The organism is Pseudonocardia hispaniensis (assembly GCF_042658695.1).
GTDB classification, from domain to species: domain Bacteria; phylum Actinomycetota; class Actinomycetes; order Mycobacteriales; family Pseudonocardiaceae; genus Pseudonocardia; species Pseudonocardia hispaniensis.
Genome location: NZ_JBHSQW010000033.1, coordinates 58,629 through 78,195 on the forward strand (window position 1 = coordinate 58,629; position 19,567 = coordinate 78,195).

General features: G+C 71.9%; 19 protein-coding genes. 12 read left to right on the top strand and 7 right to left on the bottom strand.

Annotated elements, in window-relative coordinates; translation table 11 throughout:
• The first annotated feature begins 150 nt into the window (after positions 1–150).
• From ACFQE5_RS15650 to ACFQE5_RS15670, 5 genes are read left to right on the top strand one after another with little or no spacing between them, the layout of a single operon-like run.
• Entirely contained in the window at positions 151–930 is a 780-nt protein-coding gene (locus ACFQE5_RS15650; RefSeq protein ID WP_379585817.1) for a hypothetical protein, read from the top strand.
• A complete protein-coding gene (locus ACFQE5_RS15655) occupies positions 930–1,532 on the top strand; it encodes a hypothetical protein (protein ID WP_379585819.1) in 603 nt (200 codons plus the stop codon). The genes ACFQE5_RS15650 and ACFQE5_RS15655 overlap by 1 nt, the downstream gene beginning before the upstream one ends.
• A gap of 3 nt (positions 1,533–1,535) precedes the next feature.
• Positions 1,536–2,294 carry a hypothetical protein gene (locus ACFQE5_RS15660; RefSeq protein WP_379585821.1) on the top strand — a complete coding sequence of 253 codons (759 nt, stop codon included), beginning with the start codon at positions 1,536–1,538 and terminating at the stop codon, positions 2,292–2,294.
• Between the two features lie 34 nt (positions 2,295–2,328).
• A complete protein-coding gene (locus ACFQE5_RS15665) occupies positions 2,329–3,468 on the top strand; it encodes a glycoside hydrolase family 16 protein (protein WP_379585823.1) in 1,140 nt (379 codons plus the stop codon).
• Positions 3,444–4,289, top strand: a complete 846-nt coding sequence (locus tag ACFQE5_RS15670; RefSeq protein ID WP_379585825.1) for a glycoside hydrolase family 16 protein — start codon at positions 3,444–3,446, stop codon at positions 4,287–4,289. The genes ACFQE5_RS15665 and ACFQE5_RS15670 overlap by 25 nt, the downstream gene beginning before the upstream one ends.
• 103 nt (positions 4,290–4,392) lie before the next feature.
• Here ACFQE5_RS15670 and ACFQE5_RS15675 read toward each other — a convergent pair whose 3' ends face one another.
• Positions 4,393–5,682 carry an MFS transporter gene (locus ACFQE5_RS15675; RefSeq protein WP_379585826.1) on the bottom strand — a complete coding sequence of 430 codons (1,290 nt, stop codon included), beginning with the start codon at positions 5,680–5,682 and terminating at the stop codon, positions 4,393–4,395.
• A 22-nt stretch (positions 5,683–5,704) separates the two neighbouring features.
• Positions 5,705–7,183 (bottom strand): NCS2 family permease, encoded by a 1,479-nt coding sequence (locus tag ACFQE5_RS15680; protein ID WP_379585828.1) that lies wholly within the window; start codon positions 7,181–7,183, stop codon positions 5,705–5,707.
• A gap of 40 nt (positions 7,184–7,223) precedes the next feature.
• Here ACFQE5_RS15680 and ACFQE5_RS15685 point away from each other — a divergent pair, with 40 nt between their 5' ends.
• The gene (locus ACFQE5_RS15685; RefSeq protein WP_379585830.1) at positions 7,224–7,481 is read left to right on the top strand and encodes a DUF2530 domain-containing protein; all 258 of its coding nucleotides are present in this window, start codon (positions 7,224–7,226) and stop codon (positions 7,479–7,481) included.
• A gap of 31 nt (positions 7,482–7,512) precedes the next feature.
• Complete coding sequence (locus ACFQE5_RS15690) at positions 7,513–8,262, top strand: SDR family NAD(P)-dependent oxidoreductase (RefSeq protein WP_379585832.1); 750 nt, start codon at positions 7,513–7,515, stop codon at positions 8,260–8,262.
• A 113-nt stretch (positions 8,263–8,375) separates the two neighbouring features.
• Here the strand turns inward: ACFQE5_RS15690 and ACFQE5_RS15695 are convergent, their stop codons facing one another.
• The 4 genes from ACFQE5_RS15695 to ACFQE5_RS15710 form a co-directional block, all read right to left on the bottom strand.
• The gene (locus tag ACFQE5_RS15695; protein ID WP_379585834.1) at positions 8,376–10,001 is read right to left on the bottom strand and encodes a LuxR C-terminal-related transcriptional regulator; all 1,626 of its coding nucleotides are present in this window, start codon (positions 9,999–10,001) and stop codon (positions 8,376–8,378) included.
• Positions 10,002–10,029: 28 nt separating this feature from the next.
• On the bottom strand, positions 10,030–11,130 hold the full coding sequence (locus tag ACFQE5_RS15700) for a flavin-containing monooxygenase (protein WP_379585836.1): 1,101 nt from the start codon (positions 11,128–11,130) through the stop codon (positions 10,030–10,032).
• A 149-nt stretch (positions 11,131–11,279) separates the two neighbouring features.
• On the bottom strand, positions 11,280–12,449 hold the full coding sequence (locus tag ACFQE5_RS15705) for a L,D-transpeptidase (protein ID WP_379585838.1): 1,170 nt from the start codon (positions 12,447–12,449) through the stop codon (positions 11,280–11,282).
• 146 nt (positions 12,450–12,595) lie between these two features.
• Complete coding sequence (locus ACFQE5_RS15710; RefSeq protein WP_379585841.1) at positions 12,596–13,657, bottom strand: UDP-N-acetylmuramate dehydrogenase; 1,062 nt, start codon at positions 13,655–13,657, stop codon at positions 12,596–12,598.
• A 24-nt stretch (positions 13,658–13,681) separates the two neighbouring features.
• Between ACFQE5_RS15710 and ACFQE5_RS15715 the strand changes: the two genes are divergently transcribed.
• The 5 genes from ACFQE5_RS15715 (at position 13,682) to gnd (ending at position 17,990) form a co-directional block, all read left to right on the top strand.
• Positions 13,682–14,188 (top strand): DUF2505 domain-containing protein, encoded by a 507-nt coding sequence (locus ACFQE5_RS15715; RefSeq protein WP_379585843.1) that lies wholly within the window; start codon positions 13,682–13,684, stop codon positions 14,186–14,188.
• 56 nt (positions 14,189–14,244) lie between these two features.
• Positions 14,245–15,111, top strand: coding sequence for a formyltetrahydrofolate deformylase (gene purU, locus ACFQE5_RS15720; RefSeq protein WP_379585925.1), 867 nt, complete (start codon positions 14,245–14,247; stop codon positions 15,109–15,111).
• Positions 15,112–15,222: 111 nt separating this feature from the next.
• Positions 15,223–15,420 carry a hypothetical protein gene (locus tag ACFQE5_RS15725; protein ID WP_379585845.1) on the top strand — a complete coding sequence of 66 codons (198 nt, stop codon included), beginning with the start codon at positions 15,223–15,225 and terminating at the stop codon, positions 15,418–15,420.
• Between the two features lie 3 nt (positions 15,421–15,423).
• Positions 15,424–16,821, top strand: coding sequence for an amidase (locus ACFQE5_RS15730; RefSeq protein ID WP_379585847.1), 1,398 nt, complete (start codon positions 15,424–15,426; stop codon positions 16,819–16,821).
• Between the two features lie 140 nt (positions 16,822–16,961).
• The gene (gnd, locus tag ACFQE5_RS15735; protein WP_379585849.1) at positions 16,962–17,990 is read left to right on the top strand and encodes a phosphogluconate dehydrogenase (NAD(+)-dependent, decarboxylating); all 1,029 of its coding nucleotides are present in this window, start codon (positions 16,962–16,964) and stop codon (positions 17,988–17,990) included.
• A 91-nt stretch (positions 17,991–18,081) separates the two neighbouring features.
• Here the strand turns inward: gnd and ACFQE5_RS15740 are convergent, their stop codons facing one another.
• Complete coding sequence (locus ACFQE5_RS15740; RefSeq protein ID WP_379585851.1) at positions 18,082–19,479, bottom strand: FAD-binding oxidoreductase; 1,398 nt, start codon at positions 19,477–19,479, stop codon at positions 18,082–18,084.
• Between the last annotated feature and the right edge of the window lie 88 nt (positions 19,480–19,567).

Consider the following 19,567-nt stretch of genomic DNA (forward strand, 5'->3'; position numbering starts at 1 on the left):
GAGCCGGCCGGTTCCCGACCGATCCGCCGTAGCCGCTCCTAACGTCTGCGCTGCCCTTCCGGCGGTGATCGCATGCCGCCGCACCCCGACCCGCTGACCATCCGGTGTCCCGCCGGATGTCGATTCCGCGTGCCCGCAGACGGGAGAATCATGGCCCGCTTTCGCCGTTTCGGCCGCAGCTCCCCCGTGACGGGTGCGCCGCCGTGGCTGCCGTTCGGGCCACCACCCGGCCAGTACTCCTCGGGCCATGGCACCTCGCCGGGCGACTGGGCCGGGTCCGTGGACGAGCACGCTCCGGCCACCCGCGCCGCCCGGCCCGTGAACGGCGTCCCGTTTCGCGTCGCCGGACCGGAGCCGCTCACCGATCCGCACGGGTTCCCGCCGGTCGCCGCGGTCCCCGACGCCACCCCCCACCCGGCGGAGGCATCGGCCCTGGCCGGGGCGTTCGCCGTGGACTACCTGTCCTGGGACGAGGACGACCCGGCCCGCCGCGGGCTCGTCCTCGCGGACTACCTGGCGGCCCCGGTGGGCGAACCGTCGCGACTGGGCTGGTCGGGCTCCGGCCGGCAACGGGCCGAGCTCGCGCTTCCCGGGCGGGTCCGGCCCGACGGCCAGGGTCGTGTCCTGGTCGATGTCCGAGTGCGGATCACCCCCTACCGGCCGGTGGGCAACCGCGGCGAGGAGGCCCCGGCCCAGGTCGAGCCGGAGATCGCGGGCATACCGGCGGTGGCGCCCGCACCGACCGGGCGTGGCTGGCGCAGCCTGCCGTCCTACTGGGTGCGCATCAGCGTCCCGGTCGTCGTCTGCGAGGGGCGGCACGTCATCGACGTCGGCGAGGAAGTTCTCGACGAGGGCGCCTCGGTGACCGCACCCCCCGCCCCCGGCGACCCGCAGGTCCCCCGCGACGATCACACCGAGGGCGCGTGGTGATGAGGCTGCGCGCACCCGTGGTCGCCGGGGTTGCCGGCGGCGTCGGGACGACGACGCTGGCGGTGGCCCTGCACGGCCTCGACGCCGGACGCACCGTCGGCCCCCTCGTCGATGTGCTGGTCTGCCGGTGCTCGGCCGATTCGCTGCACCGCGCCGCGCGGTTCGCGGACCGGTTCGGCGGGCCGGGTCCACGACCGGTGCTCGCCGTCACCGCCGAGGGCTCGGTTCCGGCCAAGGGTCCGCTCCAGGCAGCCATGCAGACGCTCCAGAGCCGGTTCTCGGGACTCGTCGTACTCCCCCGGATCGCCCATTGGCGTGAACTGGCCGACCCGCTGGCCGAGGTCTCGGGGATGCTCGCGCAGCCACCGGAGAGCCTGCCCCGCCCGCTGCGCGGCTACACCACGGCGCTGCGGGAGCTCGCGCAGCTCGTCGCCGCGACGGGTCGGCTGCACCGCGATGCGCCGGTGGCACGACCGTCGCACCCCACGTCCGTCCCCGCGCCGCCTCGCCGGGCATCACCGGTCCGCCGCGCCGACGCGGTCCAACCGGTCCGGGGCCTGCGGATCATCGCGCCGGGTCCCGCGTGGGCGGGGCAACGGTGAGCCGTGCGAACAACGACCATGCTCCCCGGAGCCCTGACGACCGCGTTGGCCGCGCTGCTGAGCGTGCTGGTACTCGGCCCGGCGACGGAGAGCGCCCGAATCCCCGGCGAGCCGGCGGCGTCGTCGGAACCGGCCGGGCCCGCGGCGCCGGCCCGGAAGCGGTCGCAGGCCCGAGACGTTCTGCCGCTGGCCGTCGACGGACCCGGCCGCCTCGCCCGCGATCCGCTCGACGCCCTCCGCAGGGCCTTCGAGGACTCCGGCGCGGCGGCCGAACGGGGGCCGGTCCTGCGGCCGCGGGCCGCCGGCCCCCGCGGCTCGTCGGGCTGCACCCTGCCCGACCCGACCCGCCGGGGCGGATGCCTGACCGTCACCACCCTGCGCGGCCTGGAGGCGCTGGCCGCGGAGTTCGGCGGCTGGCGCGACGGGCCGGTGATCCGCTCCGCGAGCTGCTGGGACGCCCACGCCTGGAATCCCGCCAGCGATCATCCACACGGCCGGGCGTGCGACCTGTTCCCCTCGGCGCCGGGAACCTTCCCGCACGGCGAGGAACTGGCCAACGGCTGGCGGGTGGCCAACTGGTTTCGCGCGAGGGCCGAGTCCCTGCGCGTCAAGTACGTGATCTGGCAGGGCCGCTACTGGGACCCCACGGTGCCGGACCGGAACGGCGGCTGGGGCGAGCCCTACACGGGCGGCGGTGTCTACGACGTACGCGACGCAACCGGGGGGCACTACGACCACCTGCACGTGAGCTTCGCGGAATGACCCCGGGCGATGCCCGCAACGACCAGGAGCGCGGATGACGATCAACGAGATCGAGAAGCTGATCCGGCGATATCTCACGACCGGCGTCGCGGTCGTCGTGATCGTGACGGGCCCTGGCGCGCAGACCCCCGACCTGCGTGGCGTGCCGGGGGACCCGCAGGTCGTGACGGTGGACCCGACGCCGGTCGGCACGACGCCCTCGGACGGCATCACGGACCCCCGGCGCCACCCCGGTACCAGCTCGGCGCCACCGACCACGCCCGGCACCCCACCGCCTACCGAGCCGGACACCGGCCTGAGGGGAACGGGGGGTGACCCCGCGACCGCGACGGCGGGCACCACCGCGGCCGAGCGATTCGGCTGGGGCGTCCCGAACCGCGTCGAGGAGTTCCATGGCGTCGCCGACCGGTGGAGCATCTATGACGGTCCGGGTCACGCCGGGCAGGGCACGCGCTCGCCCAGCGCGGTATCGGTCGCGGACGGGATACTGACGATCACCGGTGACTCGTCGGGGACGACCGCCGGGATGGCCTGGCTCCCCGGCCAGATGTACGGGCGCTGGGAGGGTCGGGTGCGCGCCCCCGCGAGCGATCCTTCGTACAACGCGCTGCTGCTGCTGTGGCCCGACGCCGAGAACTTCCCGATCGGCGGGGAGATCGACTTCATGGAGATGATGGACCACACTCGGCAGACGACGAACATGTTCCTGCACTACGGCGCGGACAACTCGCAGATCTCCGGCGAGGTCGAGATCGACGCCACGCAGTGGCACAACTGGGCGTTGGAGTGGACACCCGAGGCGATCACGGCCTTCGTCGACGGCCAGGAGTGGTTCCGCACCACCGACACCGGAATCTTCCCGCCCGGTCCGATGCACCTGTGCATCCAGCTCGACTGGTTTCCCCACGGTTCCACCCCGCGCGAGTCGCGGATGGAGGTCGATTGGGTGCGCCAGTACTCCCTCGACGGTGGCCCGGCCGCCAGGTACCACCCCCTTCCGGGCGTCGGCTCTCAGCGTGCGCACAGTGACCGCGCCATAGAGTCGCCCGATCGGTTGGATTCACCGGGGGAGAAGCCGTGGGAGGCCAGGACCAGCTCACCGTCGAGATCGTGGCCTCGCCGGAGCCGCCGCGGCGGCCCCGTGGCCGGATGGTTCTCACCGCGCTCGCGGTGATCGTCGCGTTGGCCATGCTGACCGTGCCGATCGTGATCGTCCGCGGCTTGCTCCGGCTCCCCCCGGGACAGCCGGCCGAGCGGACCGCGCCCACCGTCATCGACACCAGCGATCCCGTGGCGCCGAGCGGACGTGCCGAACTCGACCGGGCCACCCGGTCACCCACCGAGGCCGCGATCGTGTACGACTGGCCGCTGCTGCTGCATGACGAGTTCGACGGCGACACCCTCGACACCGCCCACTGGCACCCGTACTCCGGCTCGACGACCGGTGGCAACGGCCGCCACCGGCCGTCGAACATCTCGGTCGCCGACGGGGTCATGACGATCACCAGCCGGGGGCGGGAGTCGGCGGGCATGGCCTGGCAGCCCGGCCAGCTGTACGGCCGCTGGGAGGTGCGGGCCCGCACCGAGGTCGGCACCGGCTACGGGGCGGTCATCCTGCTGTGGCCCGACGCCGAGGACTTCCCGGAGGGCGGCGAGATCGACTTCATGGAGATCCCGAAACCGTCACGCACCGAGTCGAACTTCGTGCTGCACTACGGCCACAGCAACAGCCAGGTCGGGACCTCCGTGCAGGGCGACTTCACCGAGTGGCACAACTACGCGGTGGAGTGGACACCGGATCACGTCGCCGGCTTCATCGACGGTCAGGAGATCTTCCGCAGCGTCGACCGGGCGCAGATTCCGCCCCGGGCGATGCACCTGGCGATCCAGCAGGACATCGGGCCGTACGGCAAGGACTGGATCCCGCCGCTGGACGAGACTTCGCCGGCGCAGGTCCGGCTGCACGTCGACTGGGTGCGCATCTACGGGCTGTAGGGCGCCCGCGGACATCACTCGGGCCCCGACCGATCGGTCGGGGCCCGAGTCATCCCGAACTGACGCGCCGCTCCCACCACGAAGCGACGTCAGTTAAGTTAGCCTAACCTTGTGGACGGCGCAACCCCCGGAGCCGGGCGATCGGTCCCGCGGATTCGGTGCGGACCATGAGCACCAGGCTGACCAGCACAACCGACACGACGGTCAGTGCCCCACCGAGGATCAGCGGTGCCCGCCCACCCCACTGCTCGGCCACGAGCCCGAGCAACGGGGCGCCCAGCGGGGTGCTGCCCAGGAACAGCAGCATGTACAGGCCCATCACCCGCCCACGCATGGCCGGATCGACCGACAGCTGCACCGTCGCGTTCGCAGCGGTCGTGAACAGCAGTGCCGCGAAGCCGGCGAGCACCAGCACCACACCGGCGGACCAGAACGTAGGCATCAGGCCGACGGTGCTCAGCAAGGCGCCGAAGGCCAGCCCTGATCCGGCGACCAGCCGAAGCCGCGGCCGTCCGCTGCGGCGGGCGGCGAGCGCCGCCCCGACGATCGAGCCGATGGCCAGCAGGGTGGTCAGCAACCCGTAGGCCTCGGCGCCGCGGCCGAACACGTTGCGCGCGAGCACCGGGATCGTGACCGGGAAGTTGATCGCGAACGCCGACACCAGGAACACCAGCGTGAGCACCGCGACGAGTTCGGGCCGCGCGCGCACGTAGAGCAGCCCCTCGCGCAGCTGGCCGGGGCGGCGCGGCACCGGCTCGGTGCGAAAGAGCCGGTCCGGGTTCATCACCAGCAGCGCCGCGACCACGCCCGCGAAGCTGAGGGCATTGAGCAGGAAGACCCAGCCGGTGCCGACCACGGCGATGAGCAGGCCCGCCACCGCCGGACCGATGATCCGCGCCGCGTTGAAGGTGACGGAGTTGAGCGCGACCGCGTTGGCCACCTGGGCGGGGCCGACGAGCTCGGAGACGAACGCCTGCCGGACCGGGACGTCGAGCGCGGAGAAGCCGCCGAGCAACAGGCAGAAGAGGTAGACCTGCCACAGCGTCACCACGCCGCCGACCACCGCAAGCCCGAGCAGCAGCGCGCAGGCGCCCATCGCGACCTGCAGCACGACCAGCAGCCGCCGCTTGTCGACCCGGTCGGCCAGCACACCGCCCCACAGCGAGAGCAGCAGGGTGGGCAGGAACTGCAGCGCCGTCGCGATCCCGAGCGCTGTCGCGCTGCCCCCGGACAGGTCGAGCACCAACCAGTCCTGGGCGATCCGCTGCATCCAGGTGCCGATCAACGAAACGATCTGGCCGCTGGCGTACAGCCGGTAGTTCGGAACATAGAGCGATGCAAAAACCCCGCGTTGGCGCGGGGTGCAACGAGGGGATTCAACCAGGGCAGTCATCTATTTAGTTAGCATAGCACAATTATCCGATCAGTGCCTCCAGCGGACCGACGGCGAAGTAGCCGACGAACGCGATCGAGACCACCCACATCAGCGGATGCACCCGACGGGCCCGCCCGGTCGCCGCCGCGAGAACGACATAGGCGATGAACCCGGCGCCGATGCCGTTGGCGATGGAGTAGGTGAACGGCATGACCACGATCGTCAGGAAGGCCGGCAGGGCGACCCGGAAGTCGGTGAAGTCGATCTCGGTGATCTGCCGCATCATCAGCGCACCGACGATCACCAGCGCGGGCGCCGCGGCCTCGATCGGCACCACCGAGTACAGCGGGGTGAAGAACATCGCCGCCAGGAACAGCAACCCGGTGACGACGTTGGCCAGCCCGGTGCGGGCCCCCTCGGCGATACCGGAGGCTGACTCGACGTACACGGTGTTCGACGACGCCGACGCCACCCCACCCGCGATCGCACCGGTGCCCTCGACCAGCAGCGCACGGCCGACGTTCGGCAACTGCCCGCCCGGCGCGAGCAGCCCGGCCTGTTTGCCGAGGCCGGTCATCGTGCCGATGGCGTCGAAGAAGTTGGCCAGCACGAGCGTGAAGACGAGCAGGGACACCGTCAGCACGGGCAGACGGGTCCACGCGCCGAAGGAGATGTCGCCCACCAGCGACAGGTCCGGCAGCCCGATGATCGCCTCGGGCAGCGCCGGATAGCCCAGGTTCCAGCCCTTGGGGTTGATGCCCTCCGAGGGGCCGATCTCCGCGATCGCCTCCACGATGATCGCGATCACCGTGCTGATGATGACACCGAGCAGGATCGCGGCACGCACCCGGCGGGCGACAAGGATGCCGGTGATCAGCAACCCGACGACGAACACGAGCGTCGGCCAGGACGCGATCGAGCCGTTGAGGCCGAGCCCGACCGGCACGGTCGTGTTGGCGGCGTCGGGGATGCGGCGCACGAACCCGGCGTCGACGAGGCCGATGAAGCAGATGAACAGCCCGATGCCCACGGCGATCGCGGCCTTGAGATCGGCGGGCACCGCGTTGAAGACCGCGGTGCGGAACCCGGTGAGCACCAGCACCACGATGATCAGGCCGTCGACGACGACCAGGCCCATCGCCTCGGGCCAGGTCATCTGGGGCGCGATCGTGACCGCGACCAGCACGTTGATACCCAGCCCGGTGGCCAGCGCGAACGGGAGGTTCGCCACCAGCCCCATCAGCAGCGTCATCACGCCCGCGACCAGCGCGGTCGAGGCGGCGACCTGCGGCACGGACAGCACGTTGCCCAGCACGTCCGCCTTGGCGCCGGGCCCGGTGGCCGCGAAGCTGCCGATGATCAGCGGGTTGAGGACGATGATGTAGGACATCGTCACGAATGTGACGAGCCCGCCGCGCAGTTCGCGGCCGACGGTCGATCCGTGCTCGGTCAACCGGAAGTAGCGGTCGAGGCGGGAGCGACCGCGAAGGTCCGCGGACACCGCGGGGGCGCGCTCCATGGGCGTGAACGGTAGCGTGCACGGGACGTAGGCTGGTGGTGTGGTCGCCCCGCCGCCGCTGCCCCGATGGACGAGCGAGATCGCCCGGATCGTCGCCGTCGGCACCGTGGCGTGGCTGGTCGCAGCGGCCGTCCTGTTCGTGGCGCATCTGGTGACCGGGCGCCCGCTCGACATCTGGTTCACCACCTGTGTTGCGGGGGTGCTGCTCGGCGGGATCGGCTACGGGATCTTCCGCTGGCAGCGCTCGGCGGCACATCGCGGCGCGCGCACCGCCCAACAGGGCCTCGGCGAGTCCTGAGCACCGTCGGCGGACGTTCTAGGGTGCGGGAATGACTCCCGCACGCCGCGCCCGTCCTGTCGCCGTCGTCACCGGTGCGAGCTCCGGCATCGGTGCCGCGACCGCCCGCGCGCTTGCCGCCGCGGGCTTTCACGTGGTCGTCGGCGCCCGCCGGGTCGACCGCTGTGCCGCGATCGCCCGGGACATCGACGGCACCGCGATCCGGCTCGACGTCACCGACCCGGCGTCGGTGTCCGCGTTCGTCGCGGCGGTGCCCGAATGCCGGCTGCTGGTCAACAACGCCGGTGGCGCGAAGGGGCTCGAACCGGTCGCCGAGGCCGACGAGGACGACTGGCGCTGGATGTGGGAGGCCAACGTCCTGGGCACGCTGCGGGTCACCAAGGGCCTGCTGCCCGCCCTGATCGCCTCCGGGGACGGGCACATCATCACGGTGACCTCCATCGCCGCGCTCGAACCCTACGACAACGGCGCGGGCTACACCGGGGCCAAACACGCTCAGGCGATGCTGCACCGCACGCTGCGCGGGGAGCTGCTCGGGCAGCCCGTCCGGCTCACCGAGATCGCCCCCGGGCTGGTGGAGACGGAGTTCTCCCTGGTGCGGTTCGCGGGCGACGCCGAGAAGGCCACGAACGTCTACCGCGGGCTGACCCCGCTCACCGCCGAGGACGTGGCCGAGGCGATCGTCTTCGCCGCCACCCGGCCCCCGCACGTCAACATCGACCAGATCGTGCTCAAGCCGCGCGACCAGGCCTCGGCGATGCGGGTCCACCGCGAGGGCTGACCGGGGATACGCGAGCGGTGATCGGCGGTTGGGCGGGGTCGGCCGCGATCGGCGCGGCTCCGGACTCCGAAATGACGATCATGTGACGAGCTGCCGCCCACGGGCCGCGCCCGTCAGAGCAGGTGGTGCTCGTAGGCGAACGCGGCCGCGGCCGTGCGTGAGGAGACCTCGACCTTCGTCAAGATGTTGCTCACATGCCGGGCCACGGTCCGCTCGCTCAGGAACAGTTCGGTGGCGATCTCGGCGTTGCTCCGTCCCGACGCGACCAGCCGGAGCACCTCGACCTCGCGGGCGGTGAGGCCGCAGGGCGCGTCCGGCCGCAGCAGCCCGCTCGCCTCCTGCTCGGCCGGGCGCGCCCCGAGCTCGGCGAAGGCCCGGCGGGCTCCCGTCAGCTCGGTCGACGCCGAGTCGAGGTCGCCGAGCCACTGGTAGGCCTTCCCGATGAGCACACGACACCGGGCCATCTCGTACCGGCAGCCCAGGCCGGCCCACTGCGCTGCCGCGGCCCGCAGCGGCGGCAGCGCCGCCGCGGCGTCGCCCTGCGCGAGCAGCACGCTGCCTCGCGCGTGGCCGGCCATCGCCTGCAGCGCCGCACACCCGAATCGCTCGGCGAGATCCGACAGCTCCGCGGCCGGACCCGCAGCCTCCTCGGTCTCGCCGCAGGCCAGCAGGATATGGACCGCGGCGGGGAGCACCTGCGAGCGATGCACCGGATCGCGAGGCTCGGCCACGAGCCGGCGTATCGCCGCCAGGGCCGCATGGGTGCGTCCCCGCGTCAACCACAGCAGCGCGAGTCCGGGCTGCGGGTCGTGGCCGAGGGCCGACGCCTTCTGGTAGGCCTCGTCCGCAGCGGCCAGCTCGCCCTGGATCCGCAGCACCTCGGCCCGCTCACACATCGCCAGCCCTGCCGCGTGCGGGATGCCGGAGGACAGGTACCGCTGCGCCGCCCGGTCGAACTCCTCCAGCGCGCGGGCAAAGGCCCCGCGCACCCGCATGAGCTGCCCGCGATGGACCGCGCACTGTCCGGTGAACATCACCAGACCCGGCTGGGCCTCGCACCACGTGGTCAGGGCGCTGGTCCACTCGGCGGCCCGGCCGAAGTCGGAGATCTCCTGACAGGCCTCGATCATGGTGCAGTAGACGACGCCGGCGAAGATCGGCGAGACCTCGCCGGCGACGACGCCGACCATCGCCTCGTCGAGCAGGGCCACCCCCTGGGGCACCTGTCCGGTGTAGAGCAACAGCCGGCCCTCGGCGGACAGCCCGAACGCGACCAGATCGGGCTCGTGGAACCGCCGACCGTAGCCGGTGATCTCCACGGCCCGCTCGTGCGCGGCCGCGAACTCGCCGGCGGCGACGTCCCGGAACATCATGGGGATCAGCACGTATCCGCGCTCAACCGCGTCGCCGGGTACCTCCTCGAGAAGGCGCTGCGACCGGGCGACCCAGCCCCCGCCGACAGCCGCCTCACCGCCGAGGATCAGCACCATGGCGAGCCAGAAGGCACAGCGCACCGCGGCCGGTGTCTCACCGGCCTCGAGGTTCACCCGGTAGGCCCGTTGCAGCGCCTGCACGCAGTCGTTGCGCTGTCCCAGCAGGTAGGCGGCCGTCGCCAGACGTGCGAAGTCGGCCGCCGCGAGGCAGGAGGGGTCGAGATCGGACAGCGCGCCGTAGGCCGCGACCCACTCCCGGCGCTCGTAGGCATCGCGCGCCCGGGCCAGGTCGTCGATGATCCCCATCCGGCTCCCTTCGGCGCACGAGAGGACGTCAGGCGGTCACCGGGACCGCGCTGCGTTCCCGCGACACGATCTGCCGAGCGACATACTCCGCATCCCGACCCACGCCGGGGAAGAGCATCGAGGCGAACGCGTACTGGAAGCTCAGTCCGCAGAAGAACACCCCCGGCGCCGCCTCGGCCACGCCGCGGTACTCCACCGGCCACCCCTCTTCGCCCAGGACGGGGAGGTCGATCCAGTCGAACACCTGCTGGAAGCCGGTCGCCCAGATGACGTTCGCGCAGTCGACGACCCGGCCGTCGTCGAGCATCGGGCGCCCGCCCGACACCCCCACGGCCCGCGCCGTCACCCGCTGCACCCCGCGCGCGGCGAGGTCCTCGCGCTTCACCCGCAGGCTCGGCCCGCCGTGGAAGCGGATCTCGTTCATCTTCTTGCGCCCCATGGGTGTCCTGCGGGTGAGGAGATGGCGGAACACGAACAGCAGCACCGGCAGGACGACGTGTCCCCGCCGCGACCCCAGCCGGACCGGGAGTTGCCCGCAGTCGCGCCCACACAGGATCGTCTCGTGCGTCCGGGCGACCTCGTAGGCGATATCGGTGCCCGAATGCGAGGCGCCGACGACCAGCACCGGGCCGGGCCGCAGCCGCTCGGGCCGCCGGTACTGGCTGGAGTGCAGCTGCATGATCGACTGATCGAGGTCCGCGGCGAAGGACGGGATGGACGGCGTGCGGCCGAACGTGCCCGTGGCCACCACCACGTTGTCACAGCTGATCGTGTCGGCTCCGACCCGGGCGAGGTAGCCCCCACCGTCGCGCGGCTCGAGCCGGTCGACCCGGGTGCTCATCCGCACCGGGAGGTCCCAGTGCAGGGCGTAGCGCTCGAGGAAGTCGGCCACCTCGTCCTTGTGCGGGAAATACCAGGCGGGTGCGGGGAACGGCAGGCCGGGCAGCCCGTCGTATCTCGCCGGTGTGTAGAGCCGCAGGGTGTCCCACTGCTCGCGCCAGTTGTCGCCGACGCGCTCGTTGCCGTCGACGATGAGGCAGGGTCGCCCCCTCCGCTGCAGGTGATAGCCCGTCGACAGCCCGGCCTGGCCCGCGCCGATGATCAGGGTTTCGGTGTGTTGGGTGCTCATCTCACGCCTCCCGGTGCTTCCTGTGCGCACCGGACGCTAGGAGCGCGGGCGGGGTGTCCGCGTCGGCAAAACCATGCATCCGTTCAGCCGCGGCATGGGTGTTCCGGCGTAGGCGCCGGGCGCGATGGCTCCCGCCGGTCGCCCGGCGATCACAGCGCCGAGAGCCGCGTCCACTGCTCCCAGCTCAGCGTCCAGTCCCAGATGTCGCCGTCCCTCGCGGAGAGCTGGATCGGGGTGCCCGTCACCTCGACCGGGTCGCCGTAGAGCACCGTGTCGTAGTAGGCCTTGGCGTCCGCGATGGACAGGTTGACGCAGCCGTGGGTCACGTTCGCGGAGCCCTGCGCGTCGGCCGATGCGGGGTTGGCGTGGATGAACTCGCCATTGTTGCTGATCCGCACGGCCCACTTCTCCACCACGTCGTAGCCGTACTGCTCACTGACCATCCGTTTGTCGGTGAACTTCTCGCTCACCACATGGATTCCCGAGCGGGTGTTGCGGTTCGGGTCGGAGGCCAGCCCGTAGCTCGCCGGGTAGCTGGCGACCTCCTTGCCGTCGCGGATCACGACCATCCGGTAGGAGTTCACGTCGGCCTTGACGATCTGCGCCCGGCCGATGGTGAAGGTGCTCGACAGGTCGGCGACGCCGTACCGGCCGTCCCCGTAGGCCACGCCGTACAGCTTGGCGGTGACGGTGACCTTCGTGCCCGGCTTCCAGTACTCCTTGGGTCGCCAGTGGACCCGGGAGCCACCGTTCTCGTCGGGCAGCCAGCCCCAGGTGCCCTCGGTCGGCACGGAGGTGGTGACCGACAGGGCCCGCTCGACGGCGGCGCGGTCGCTGACGTGCGAGTTGAACTGGATCTCGATCGGGGCGGCGATACCCACGGTGCGGCCGTCACCGATGTTGAGCGTGCCACGGACCTGTGTGGCCGGGTTCACGGTCGCGAACGTGGCATCCACCGGGACCTGCCTGCCGTCCGTCCCGGTGGCGCTGCCCTTCCAGGTGTAGGTCGTGCCGTAGCCGAGCGGCTCGGCGCTGGTCCAGACGGTTCGCTCCGGGTTCAGCGTGCCCGTCACCGCGGTGCCGTCGGGCTTGACCAATGCGACCTGGTCGAAGGTGCCGTCCGTGACGGTCGCCGAGATCGCCGCCGTCGGGCTGACCGCGGTCGAACCCGCCGCGGGCTGATAGCTCACGACGGCCTTCGGCGCCAGGATCGTGGCCGGGTTCGGCGTGCCGACCCCCCGCCCGGCCGCGGTCGCCGCCGTGACCACAGCAACCGATCCAACCGCAATGACGGCCAGAACCAGCAGAATCCGTCGCATCCCCATCCCCAGGCGAGCCCCCCCCGAACTCACCTCCAAGGCGCGCCTCGGTCGCGGCGGTTACGTTCGCAGGTCATGATTCGAGCATCTGAGAGGCTACGCCCGCCGATCAGTCGGCCGGACCCGGTCCGTCCGATGTCACACCCTCACAGCCGGCAGCCGACCAGCACCGGCTCCGGACGCAGCACCACCCCGAATCGGGCCGCGACGCCGGCGCGGACCTCACGGGCCAGGGCGAGCAGGTCGGCGACCGACCCGCCGCCGCGATGGGTCAACGCCAGGACATGCTTGCCCGACAGCGCCACCCGCCCGCCGGGGCCGGGATGTCCGCGGCGGAACCCGGCTTGCTCGATCAGGCCGGCGGCCGGCAGCTTGACCAGCCCGGGGCCCGCGGGCCAATGCGGCAGACCGTCCACCCGCGGTGCCTCGTCCTGCGGCAGCACCGGGTTGGTGAAGAAGGAGCCGGCGCTCCACGTGTCGTGGTCCGCGGCGTCGAGAACCATGCCCTTGCTGCGCCGCAGCCCCAGCACGGCCTCCCGGGCCACCGCGGCGGGCACCCGCGCCCGTTGCTCGACGCCGAGAGTGCGGGCGAGCTCCGGATAGCGGATCGGGGCGCTGTCGTCACCGCCGGACAGCGCGAACCGCACCCGCAACACGATCGCGTCGTCCCGCCCCTTCAGGGCGCTGGTGCGGTAGGCGAGCCCGAGCTCGGCGGCGGGGACGTTGCGGCGCACGACATCTCTGCGCCGGTCGTAGAGATCGACGTCGACGAGCAGGTCGGCGATCTCGACCCCGTAGGCGCCGACGTTCTGCACCGGGGTGGCACCGGCGCATCCGGGGATTCCGGAGAGGCACTCCAAGCCGCCCAGACCCTCGGCGATGGTGGCCGAGACGACGTCGTCCCACTCCTCGCCGGCCTCGACCGCGAGCAGGACCGATCCGTCGGGGCGGCGGTGCAGGGCGGTCCCCCGGCTGGTGAACCGCACAACCGTTCCCGCAAATCCCTCATCGGCGACGACGACGTTGGACCCGCCCCCGAGCAGCAGGACCGGCTCCCCCTGGGCATCGGCGGCTCGGACGGCCTCGACGACCGCGTCCGCGGTCGGGGCCTCGACCAGACGGGCCGCCGGCCCGCCCAGGCGTAGCGTCGTCAACGGGGCGATCGGCGCATTCGCCCGTCCGGGGGCCGCCAGGTTCGGTTTCGCCACGGTTGGCAACGGTAACCTCCGCCCATGGCGCGCCAGATCTACCACCGGTCGACATCGACGTTCCCGGCCGACAAGGTCTATTCGGTCCTGATCGACCAGGACCAGCTGAAGGCCCGGCTCCATGAGCTCGGTGGCCCCGGGGCGGCCTTGCTGCACTACTCGGTCGACGGCGACGGCGTCCGCTACCGGCTGCAGCACGGCATCGATACCGGCAAGCTGCCGTCGCCGGTGCAGGGCCTGGCCCCCACCGGGCTGCGCATCGAGCGCACCGAGTCGCTGCGGCCCGATGGCCCCGGCCGCTACACCGGCACCGTGGACGTCGAGATCGTCGGCGCCCCGGCCTCGATGACCGGCCTGCTGCGGCTCACCGACATCGCGGAGGGCAGCGAGTTCGTCATCGACGGCACGGTGACGGTCAAGGTGCCGCTGATCGGCGGCAAGATGGAGGGCGTTGTCGCCGCCAGCGTGCAGGAACTGCTCGACGCCGAAACCGAGTTCACCCATGAGTGGCTTGCGCGCACGTCTCCGTGACGGTCGGGCCACATGGCACGATGCCGGTCGTGGAACCCGCGGCGGAGCATCGCTACATCATCACCCTCAGCTGTCCCGACCGAACCGGGATCGTCGCGCGCATCTCCGGATTCCTCGCCGAGGCGGGAGCGTGGATTCTCGAGGCCGCCTACCACGCCGAGCCTGAGGAGAACTGGTTCTTCACCCGCCAGGTCGTGCGCGCGAGCTCCGTCCCCTTCGACGCCGACGAACTCCGCGACCGCTTCGCCTCCGTCGCGGCGGAGTTCGGCCCGGACGTGACGTGGCAGGTCACCGACACCGGGGAGGTCAAGCGAGCCGTACTGCTGGTGACCAAGGAACCGCACTGCCTGCACGACCTGCTCGGCCGGGTCTCGGCGGGCGAGCTTCCGGTCCGGCTCGACGCGGTGATCGGTAACCATCCGGACCTGGCCGAGATCGTGCACGCGCACGGCGTCCGGTTCCACCATGTCCCGTTTCCCGGCCCTGGAGCCCAGGACCGCGAAACGGCGCGAGCCGACGCCTTCGAGCAGGTACGCAAACTGGTCCAAACCCATGATCCACATGCGATTGTGCTGGCCCGGTTCATGCAGATCCTTCCCGCGTCCCTGTGCGCCGAATGGGCCGGGCGGGCGATCAACATCCACCACAGCTTCCTGCCCTCGTTCGTCGGTGCCAGGCCCTACCACCAGGCGCACGCCCGCGGCGTGAAACTGATCGGCGCGACCTGCCACTACGTGACGCCGGACCTCGACGCGGGCCCGATCATCGAGCAGGACGTCATCCGGGTCGACCACGGTGACACGGCCGGCGACATGGTCCGCCGCGGCCGCGACATCGAGCGCCTGGTGCTGGCCCGCGGCCTGCGCTGGCATCTGGAGGACCGGGTTCTGGTGCACGGCAACAAGACCGTGGTGTTTCGCTGATCCGGTCCGCGGCGGATTACTTGACCGTTGGCGGCGCCCGTGTTTGGTTGAGATCAAACAATCCGTAGCCGAGGACATCGTGCTGCGGGATCTCGCCGGAGGGAGACCGCGATGGCCGGACCGCGTCCCGGGTGTTCCGGGCCCACGCTCGACGAGCTGGCCCGGATGGCCCGTCTGGATCTGACCCCGGAGCGCAAGGCCGTGGTCGGTCCGGCGGTCGACCTGGTCTACGGGCTGGTGGACCAGCTGGACGCGGTCGACCTCGGCGACATCGCCCCGGCCACGGCCTTCGACGCGCGGTGGGAGTGAGCTGTGGAACCCTACGAGCTGGGCCTGGACCAGGCCGCGGAACGCATCCGCGGCCGTGAGCTGTCGCCGGTCGAGCTGACCGAGTCGGTGCTCGGCCGGATCGAGGCGCTGGACGGACGGGTGGGTGCGTTCGCCGCCGTCATGCGCGAGCAGGCGCTCGCCGCCGCCCGCGCCGCCGAGCAGGAGATCGCCGGCGGCAGGTACCGCGGTCCGTTGCACGGAGTGTGTATCGCGGTGAAGGACCTGCTGGACACCGCGGGCGTGCCCACCACGTCGAGCTCGCGCACCCGGGCCGACCACGTCCCCACCTCGAACGCGGCCGTGGTCGAGCGCCTCGGGGAGGCCGGCGCGGTCATCGTCGGCAAGACCCACACCCACGAGTTCGCCTACGGCGTCATCACCCCGACCACCCGCAACCCGTGGGACCTCGACCGCATCCCGGGTGGCTCCAGCGGCGGGTCGGGCGCGGCCGTCGCCGCCCGGATGTGCCAGGGCGCCATCGGGACCGACACCGGCGGCTCGGTCCGGATCCCCGCGGCCGTCTGCGGAACGGTCGGGCTCAAACCGACCTACGGGCGGGTCTCGCGCCGCGGCACCGCCTCGCTGAGCTGGTCGCTCGACCACATCGGGCCGCTGACCGGCAGCGTGCGCGACGCGGCGCTGATGATGGACGCGATCGCGGGCTACGACCGCGCCGACCCGGCGACCGTCGACGTCCCGGTGCCCCGGCACGCCGAACAGCTCGGCGCCGGGGTGGAGCGGCTCGTGATCGGCGTGCCGCGCAACTACTTCTTCGACCGCATCGACCCCGAGGTCGAGGCCGCGGTGCGGGCGGCGATCGGACAGCTGGAAGAGCTCGGCGCCCAGCTGCGCGAGATCGACCTCCCACACTCCGAGCTGTACATGCCCGCCGAGTTCGGGATCCTGGTGCCCGAGGCCAGCGCCTACCACCAGGAGTCGCTGCGCAAGCTCGGCGAGCTCTACACCGAGGACGTACGGGTGTTCCTCGAGGCCGGCGAGCTGATGCTGGCCACGGACTACATCAAGGCGCAGCGCGTCCGCACCCTCATCCAGCAGGGCTGGCGGGACATGTTCGACGGCCTGGACGCGGTGCTGGCCCCAACGCTGCCCGCCGTGGCCGCCCGGGTCGGCGAGCTGGCGTTCACCTGGCCCGACGGGGTGGAGGAGCCGGTCATCAACTGCTACGTGCGCACCTCGGCCCCGGGCAACCTGACCGGTCTGCCCGCCCTCTCGGTGCCCTGCGGGTTCAACGCCGACGGGCTGCCGATCGGGCTGCAGATCATCGGTAAACCGTTCGCGGAACCGACCGTGCTGCGTATCGGCGCGGCGTACGAGGCGGCCACCGACTGGACGAGCCGGCGCCCCGAGAGCCTGTCCTGATCCCGCCGCCCCCGCGCCGCCGCTGTCCGAGCGGCCGGAACGCATGATGGTTCCCCGCGGGGGGACTAGCGTCGGTGGGGCGGCCGGGAGACACCGCTGCACGCCCGGCCGCACCAACCGGATCCGAAGGGGGCGAGCTGGTGAGGATCGGCATGGTGGGCCTCGGCCGCATGGGGTCGAACATGGTCCGGCGGCTGCTGCGTCACGGGCACGACTGTCTCGTCTACGACATCTCGGAGCGCGCGGTGAAGGACCTGGTATCCCAGGGCGCGCGGGGCGCGGCGTCGCTGTCGGACCTCGTCGCGGGGCTCGCCCCGCCCCGGGCGGTGTGGCTGATGCTGCCCGCCGCCCTCACCGGGGACACCGTTGCCGAGCTGCTCGACCTGCTCGAACCCGGGGACACGATCATCGACGGCGGGAACTCCTACTACCGCGACGACGTCGACCGGGCCGAGACGGCCGCCGCGCGCGGCGTGGACTACGTCGACTGCGGCACCAGCGGCGGGGTCTGGGGGCTCGAACGCGGATACTGCCTGATGATCGGCGGCCCGGAGGCGGCGGTGACCCGCCTGACGCCGATCTTCGCCGCGCTCGCACCCGGCGCGGCCGCCGCGGGGCGCACGCCAGGGCGCAGCGGCGAACCGAGCCCGGCCGAGCAGGGATGGCTGCATTGCGGGCCACCCGGCGCGGGTCACTTCGTCAAGATGGTGCACAACGGCATCGAGTACGCCCTGATGGGTGCGTACGCCGAGGGCCTCAACGTGATCCGCAACGCCGGGATCGGGGTTGCGGATCACGTTGCGGCCGACGCCGAGACCGCGCCGCTGCGCGATCCCCGCTACTACGCCTACGACGGCATCGACCTCGCCGACGTGGCCGAGGTATGGCGGCGGGGCAGTGTGATCGGTTCCTGGCTGCTCGACCTCACCGCGCAGGCGCTGCTGGCCGACCCGTCGCTGGAGCAGTTCAGCGGCCAGGTGTCCGACTCCGGTGAGGGCCGCTGGACGTCCATCGCCGCGATCGAGGAGGGCGTGCCGGCGCCGCTGCTCACCTCGGCGCTCTACAGCCGGTTCGCCTCCCGGGGCAGCGACGTGTTCGCCGACAAGATCCAGTCCGCGCAGCGGAAGGAGTTCGGCGGTCATGCCGAACGGCCCGTGAAGGGCGAGTAGCCTCGCCCCCGCCGGGACGTGCACGTGCGGCCGCTTCGATGCCAGGTCACCGGCCAGGCCCGTGGACCGCAGAGTGCGGGTGTCCGCGCCGTCAGGCCGGCTTGATGTTCGCGTTGCGGTGGAACACGTTGCCCGGGTCGTAGTCCGCCTTGATCGAGGCCAGCCGGTCATACTTCGCCGGCCCGTAGGACGCCCGGATCCGGTGCTCGTCCGGCTCGTGGATGCTGTTGACGTAGCTGCCGACGTCGATCATGTGCGGGCGCAGCGCGTCCCATACCGACCGGACCCAGGCCCGGTCGGCGACGAGGAGGTCGGGCGTGGGGCAGAGGGCGATGAGAAAGGCCGCGTACCGCGGCGAGCGGCCCCCGCCGAACGCGGTGTCGGCCTCGCCGACCTCGCAGTACGTCTGGTCCAGTCGGTAGAACAACATCAGCGACAGCGGCGAGCTCTTGCCCGGCGCGTGCTCGGTGAGGACGTCGATCGCCCCATCGGTGAGGTCGGTGAGGTAGGCGGCCTTCTCGTAGGCGTGCAAACCCCAGGCGTTCGCCTCGTCGAACAGTTGCTGCAGCGCGACATAGGGCATCGGTTCGACGACGTCGAACAGCGGCGGGAGCTCCGCGCGGATACGGTCCACGACCCGCTGGTGCTCCGCCGCGGCCCCGAAGCCGGGCAGCAGCAGCGCGTAGCCCTGCTTGTGGTGGTGTTCCTCGGGCACGAACGGGGCGGGCGGAGCGGTGAGCGCGGTGGCGGCGATGGCGCCCTGCGAGCGGGGTAGATCGGGGACGACGTCCCGGATCAGGCGCAGCGCCTCGGCACCCTGGTCGAGCCCCCAGAAGAACAACCCGAAGTGCACCATCGGCCCGACCTCATGCAGCCGGAACTCGAACTCGGTGACGACCCCGAAGTTCCCGCCGCCGCCCCGAATCGCCCAGAACAGGTCGGGGTTCTCGTCCGCGGCGGCACGCAGCACCCGGCCGTCCGCGACGACGATCTCGGCCGAGACGAGGTTGTCGATGGTCAGTCCGGCCTGGCGCGTCAGCCACCCCATGCCACCACCGAGGGTGAGCCCGCCGACCCCGGTGTGGCTGACCAACCCCGTCGGGACCGCGAGCCCGTGCTCCTGGGTCGCGGCGTCGAGGTCGCCGAGGAGCGCACCGCCCTGGACCCGGGCCCGCCGCGCCGTCGGGTCGACGCTCACCGCGCGCATCCGACTCAGGTCGACCACGAGCCCGTCGTCGACCGCCGACGCACCGGGCATGCTGTGCGCGCCGCCCCGCACGGCGATCTCCAGGCCCTCCGCCTGCGCGTACGTGACGGCCGCGGCCACATCGCGCGCCGAGGCGCATCGGGCGATGACCGCCGGGCGCCGGTCGATGTCGGCGTTCCACACCGTCCGGGCCTCCTCGTAGCCCGGGTCGCCGGGGGCAATCACCGGTCCGTCCATCGCTGCGCGCAGGGCCTCGATGTCGCCGCTGGCTGTCTGGGTCATGGCGGGCCTCCTCCTCGTGAGCGCCCTGGACATGATGTCGCTCACAGGACGGGCGGGGTATCCGGTGGTGCTAGGCCAAGCGGGTGGT

Excerpts from the sequence above, each read along its gene's own strand:
- ACFQE5_RS15650 (WP_379585817.1), top strand. The coding sequence starts at position 151 with ATGGCCCGCTTTCGCCGTTTCGGCCGCAGCTCCCCCGTGACGGGTGCG.
- ACFQE5_RS15655 (WP_379585819.1), top strand. The coding sequence starts at position 930 with ATGAGGCTGCGCGCACCCGTGGTCGCCGGGGTTGCCGGCGGCGTCGGG.
- ACFQE5_RS15665 (WP_379585823.1), top strand. The coding sequence starts at position 2,329 with ATGACGATCAACGAGATCGAGAAGCTGATCCGGCGATATCTCACGACC.
- ACFQE5_RS15670 (WP_379585825.1), top strand. The coding sequence starts at position 3,444 with ATGGTTCTCACCGCGCTCGCGGTGATCGTCGCGTTGGCCATGCTGACC.
- ACFQE5_RS15675 (WP_379585826.1), bottom strand. The coding sequence starts at position 5,682 with ATGACTGCCCTGGTTGAATCCCCTCGTTGCACCCCGCGCCAACGCGGG.
- ACFQE5_RS15680 (WP_379585828.1), bottom strand. The coding sequence starts at position 7,183 with ATGGAGCGCGCCCCCGCGGTGTCCGCGGACCTTCGCGGTCGCTCCCGC.
- ACFQE5_RS15690 (WP_379585832.1), top strand. The coding sequence starts at position 7,513 with ATGACTCCCGCACGCCGCGCCCGTCCTGTCGCCGTCGTCACCGGTGCG.
- ACFQE5_RS15695 (WP_379585834.1), bottom strand. The coding sequence starts at position 10,001 with ATGGGGATCATCGACGACCTGGCCCGGGCGCGCGATGCCTACGAGCGC.
- ACFQE5_RS15700 (WP_379585836.1), bottom strand. The coding sequence starts at position 11,130 with ATGAGCACCCAACACACCGAAACCCTGATCATCGGCGCGGGCCAGGCC.
- ACFQE5_RS15705 (WP_379585838.1), bottom strand. The coding sequence starts at position 12,449 with ATGCGACGGATTCTGCTGGTTCTGGCCGTCATTGCGGTTGGATCGGTT.
- ACFQE5_RS15715 (WP_379585843.1), top strand. The coding sequence starts at position 13,682 with ATGGCGCGCCAGATCTACCACCGGTCGACATCGACGTTCCCGGCCGAC.
- ACFQE5_RS15725 (WP_379585845.1), top strand. The coding sequence starts at position 15,223 with ATGGCCGGACCGCGTCCCGGGTGTTCCGGGCCCACGCTCGACGAGCTG.
- ACFQE5_RS15740 (WP_379585851.1), bottom strand. The coding sequence starts at position 19,479 with ATGACCCAGACAGCCAGCGGCGACATCGAGGCCCTGCGCGCAGCGATG.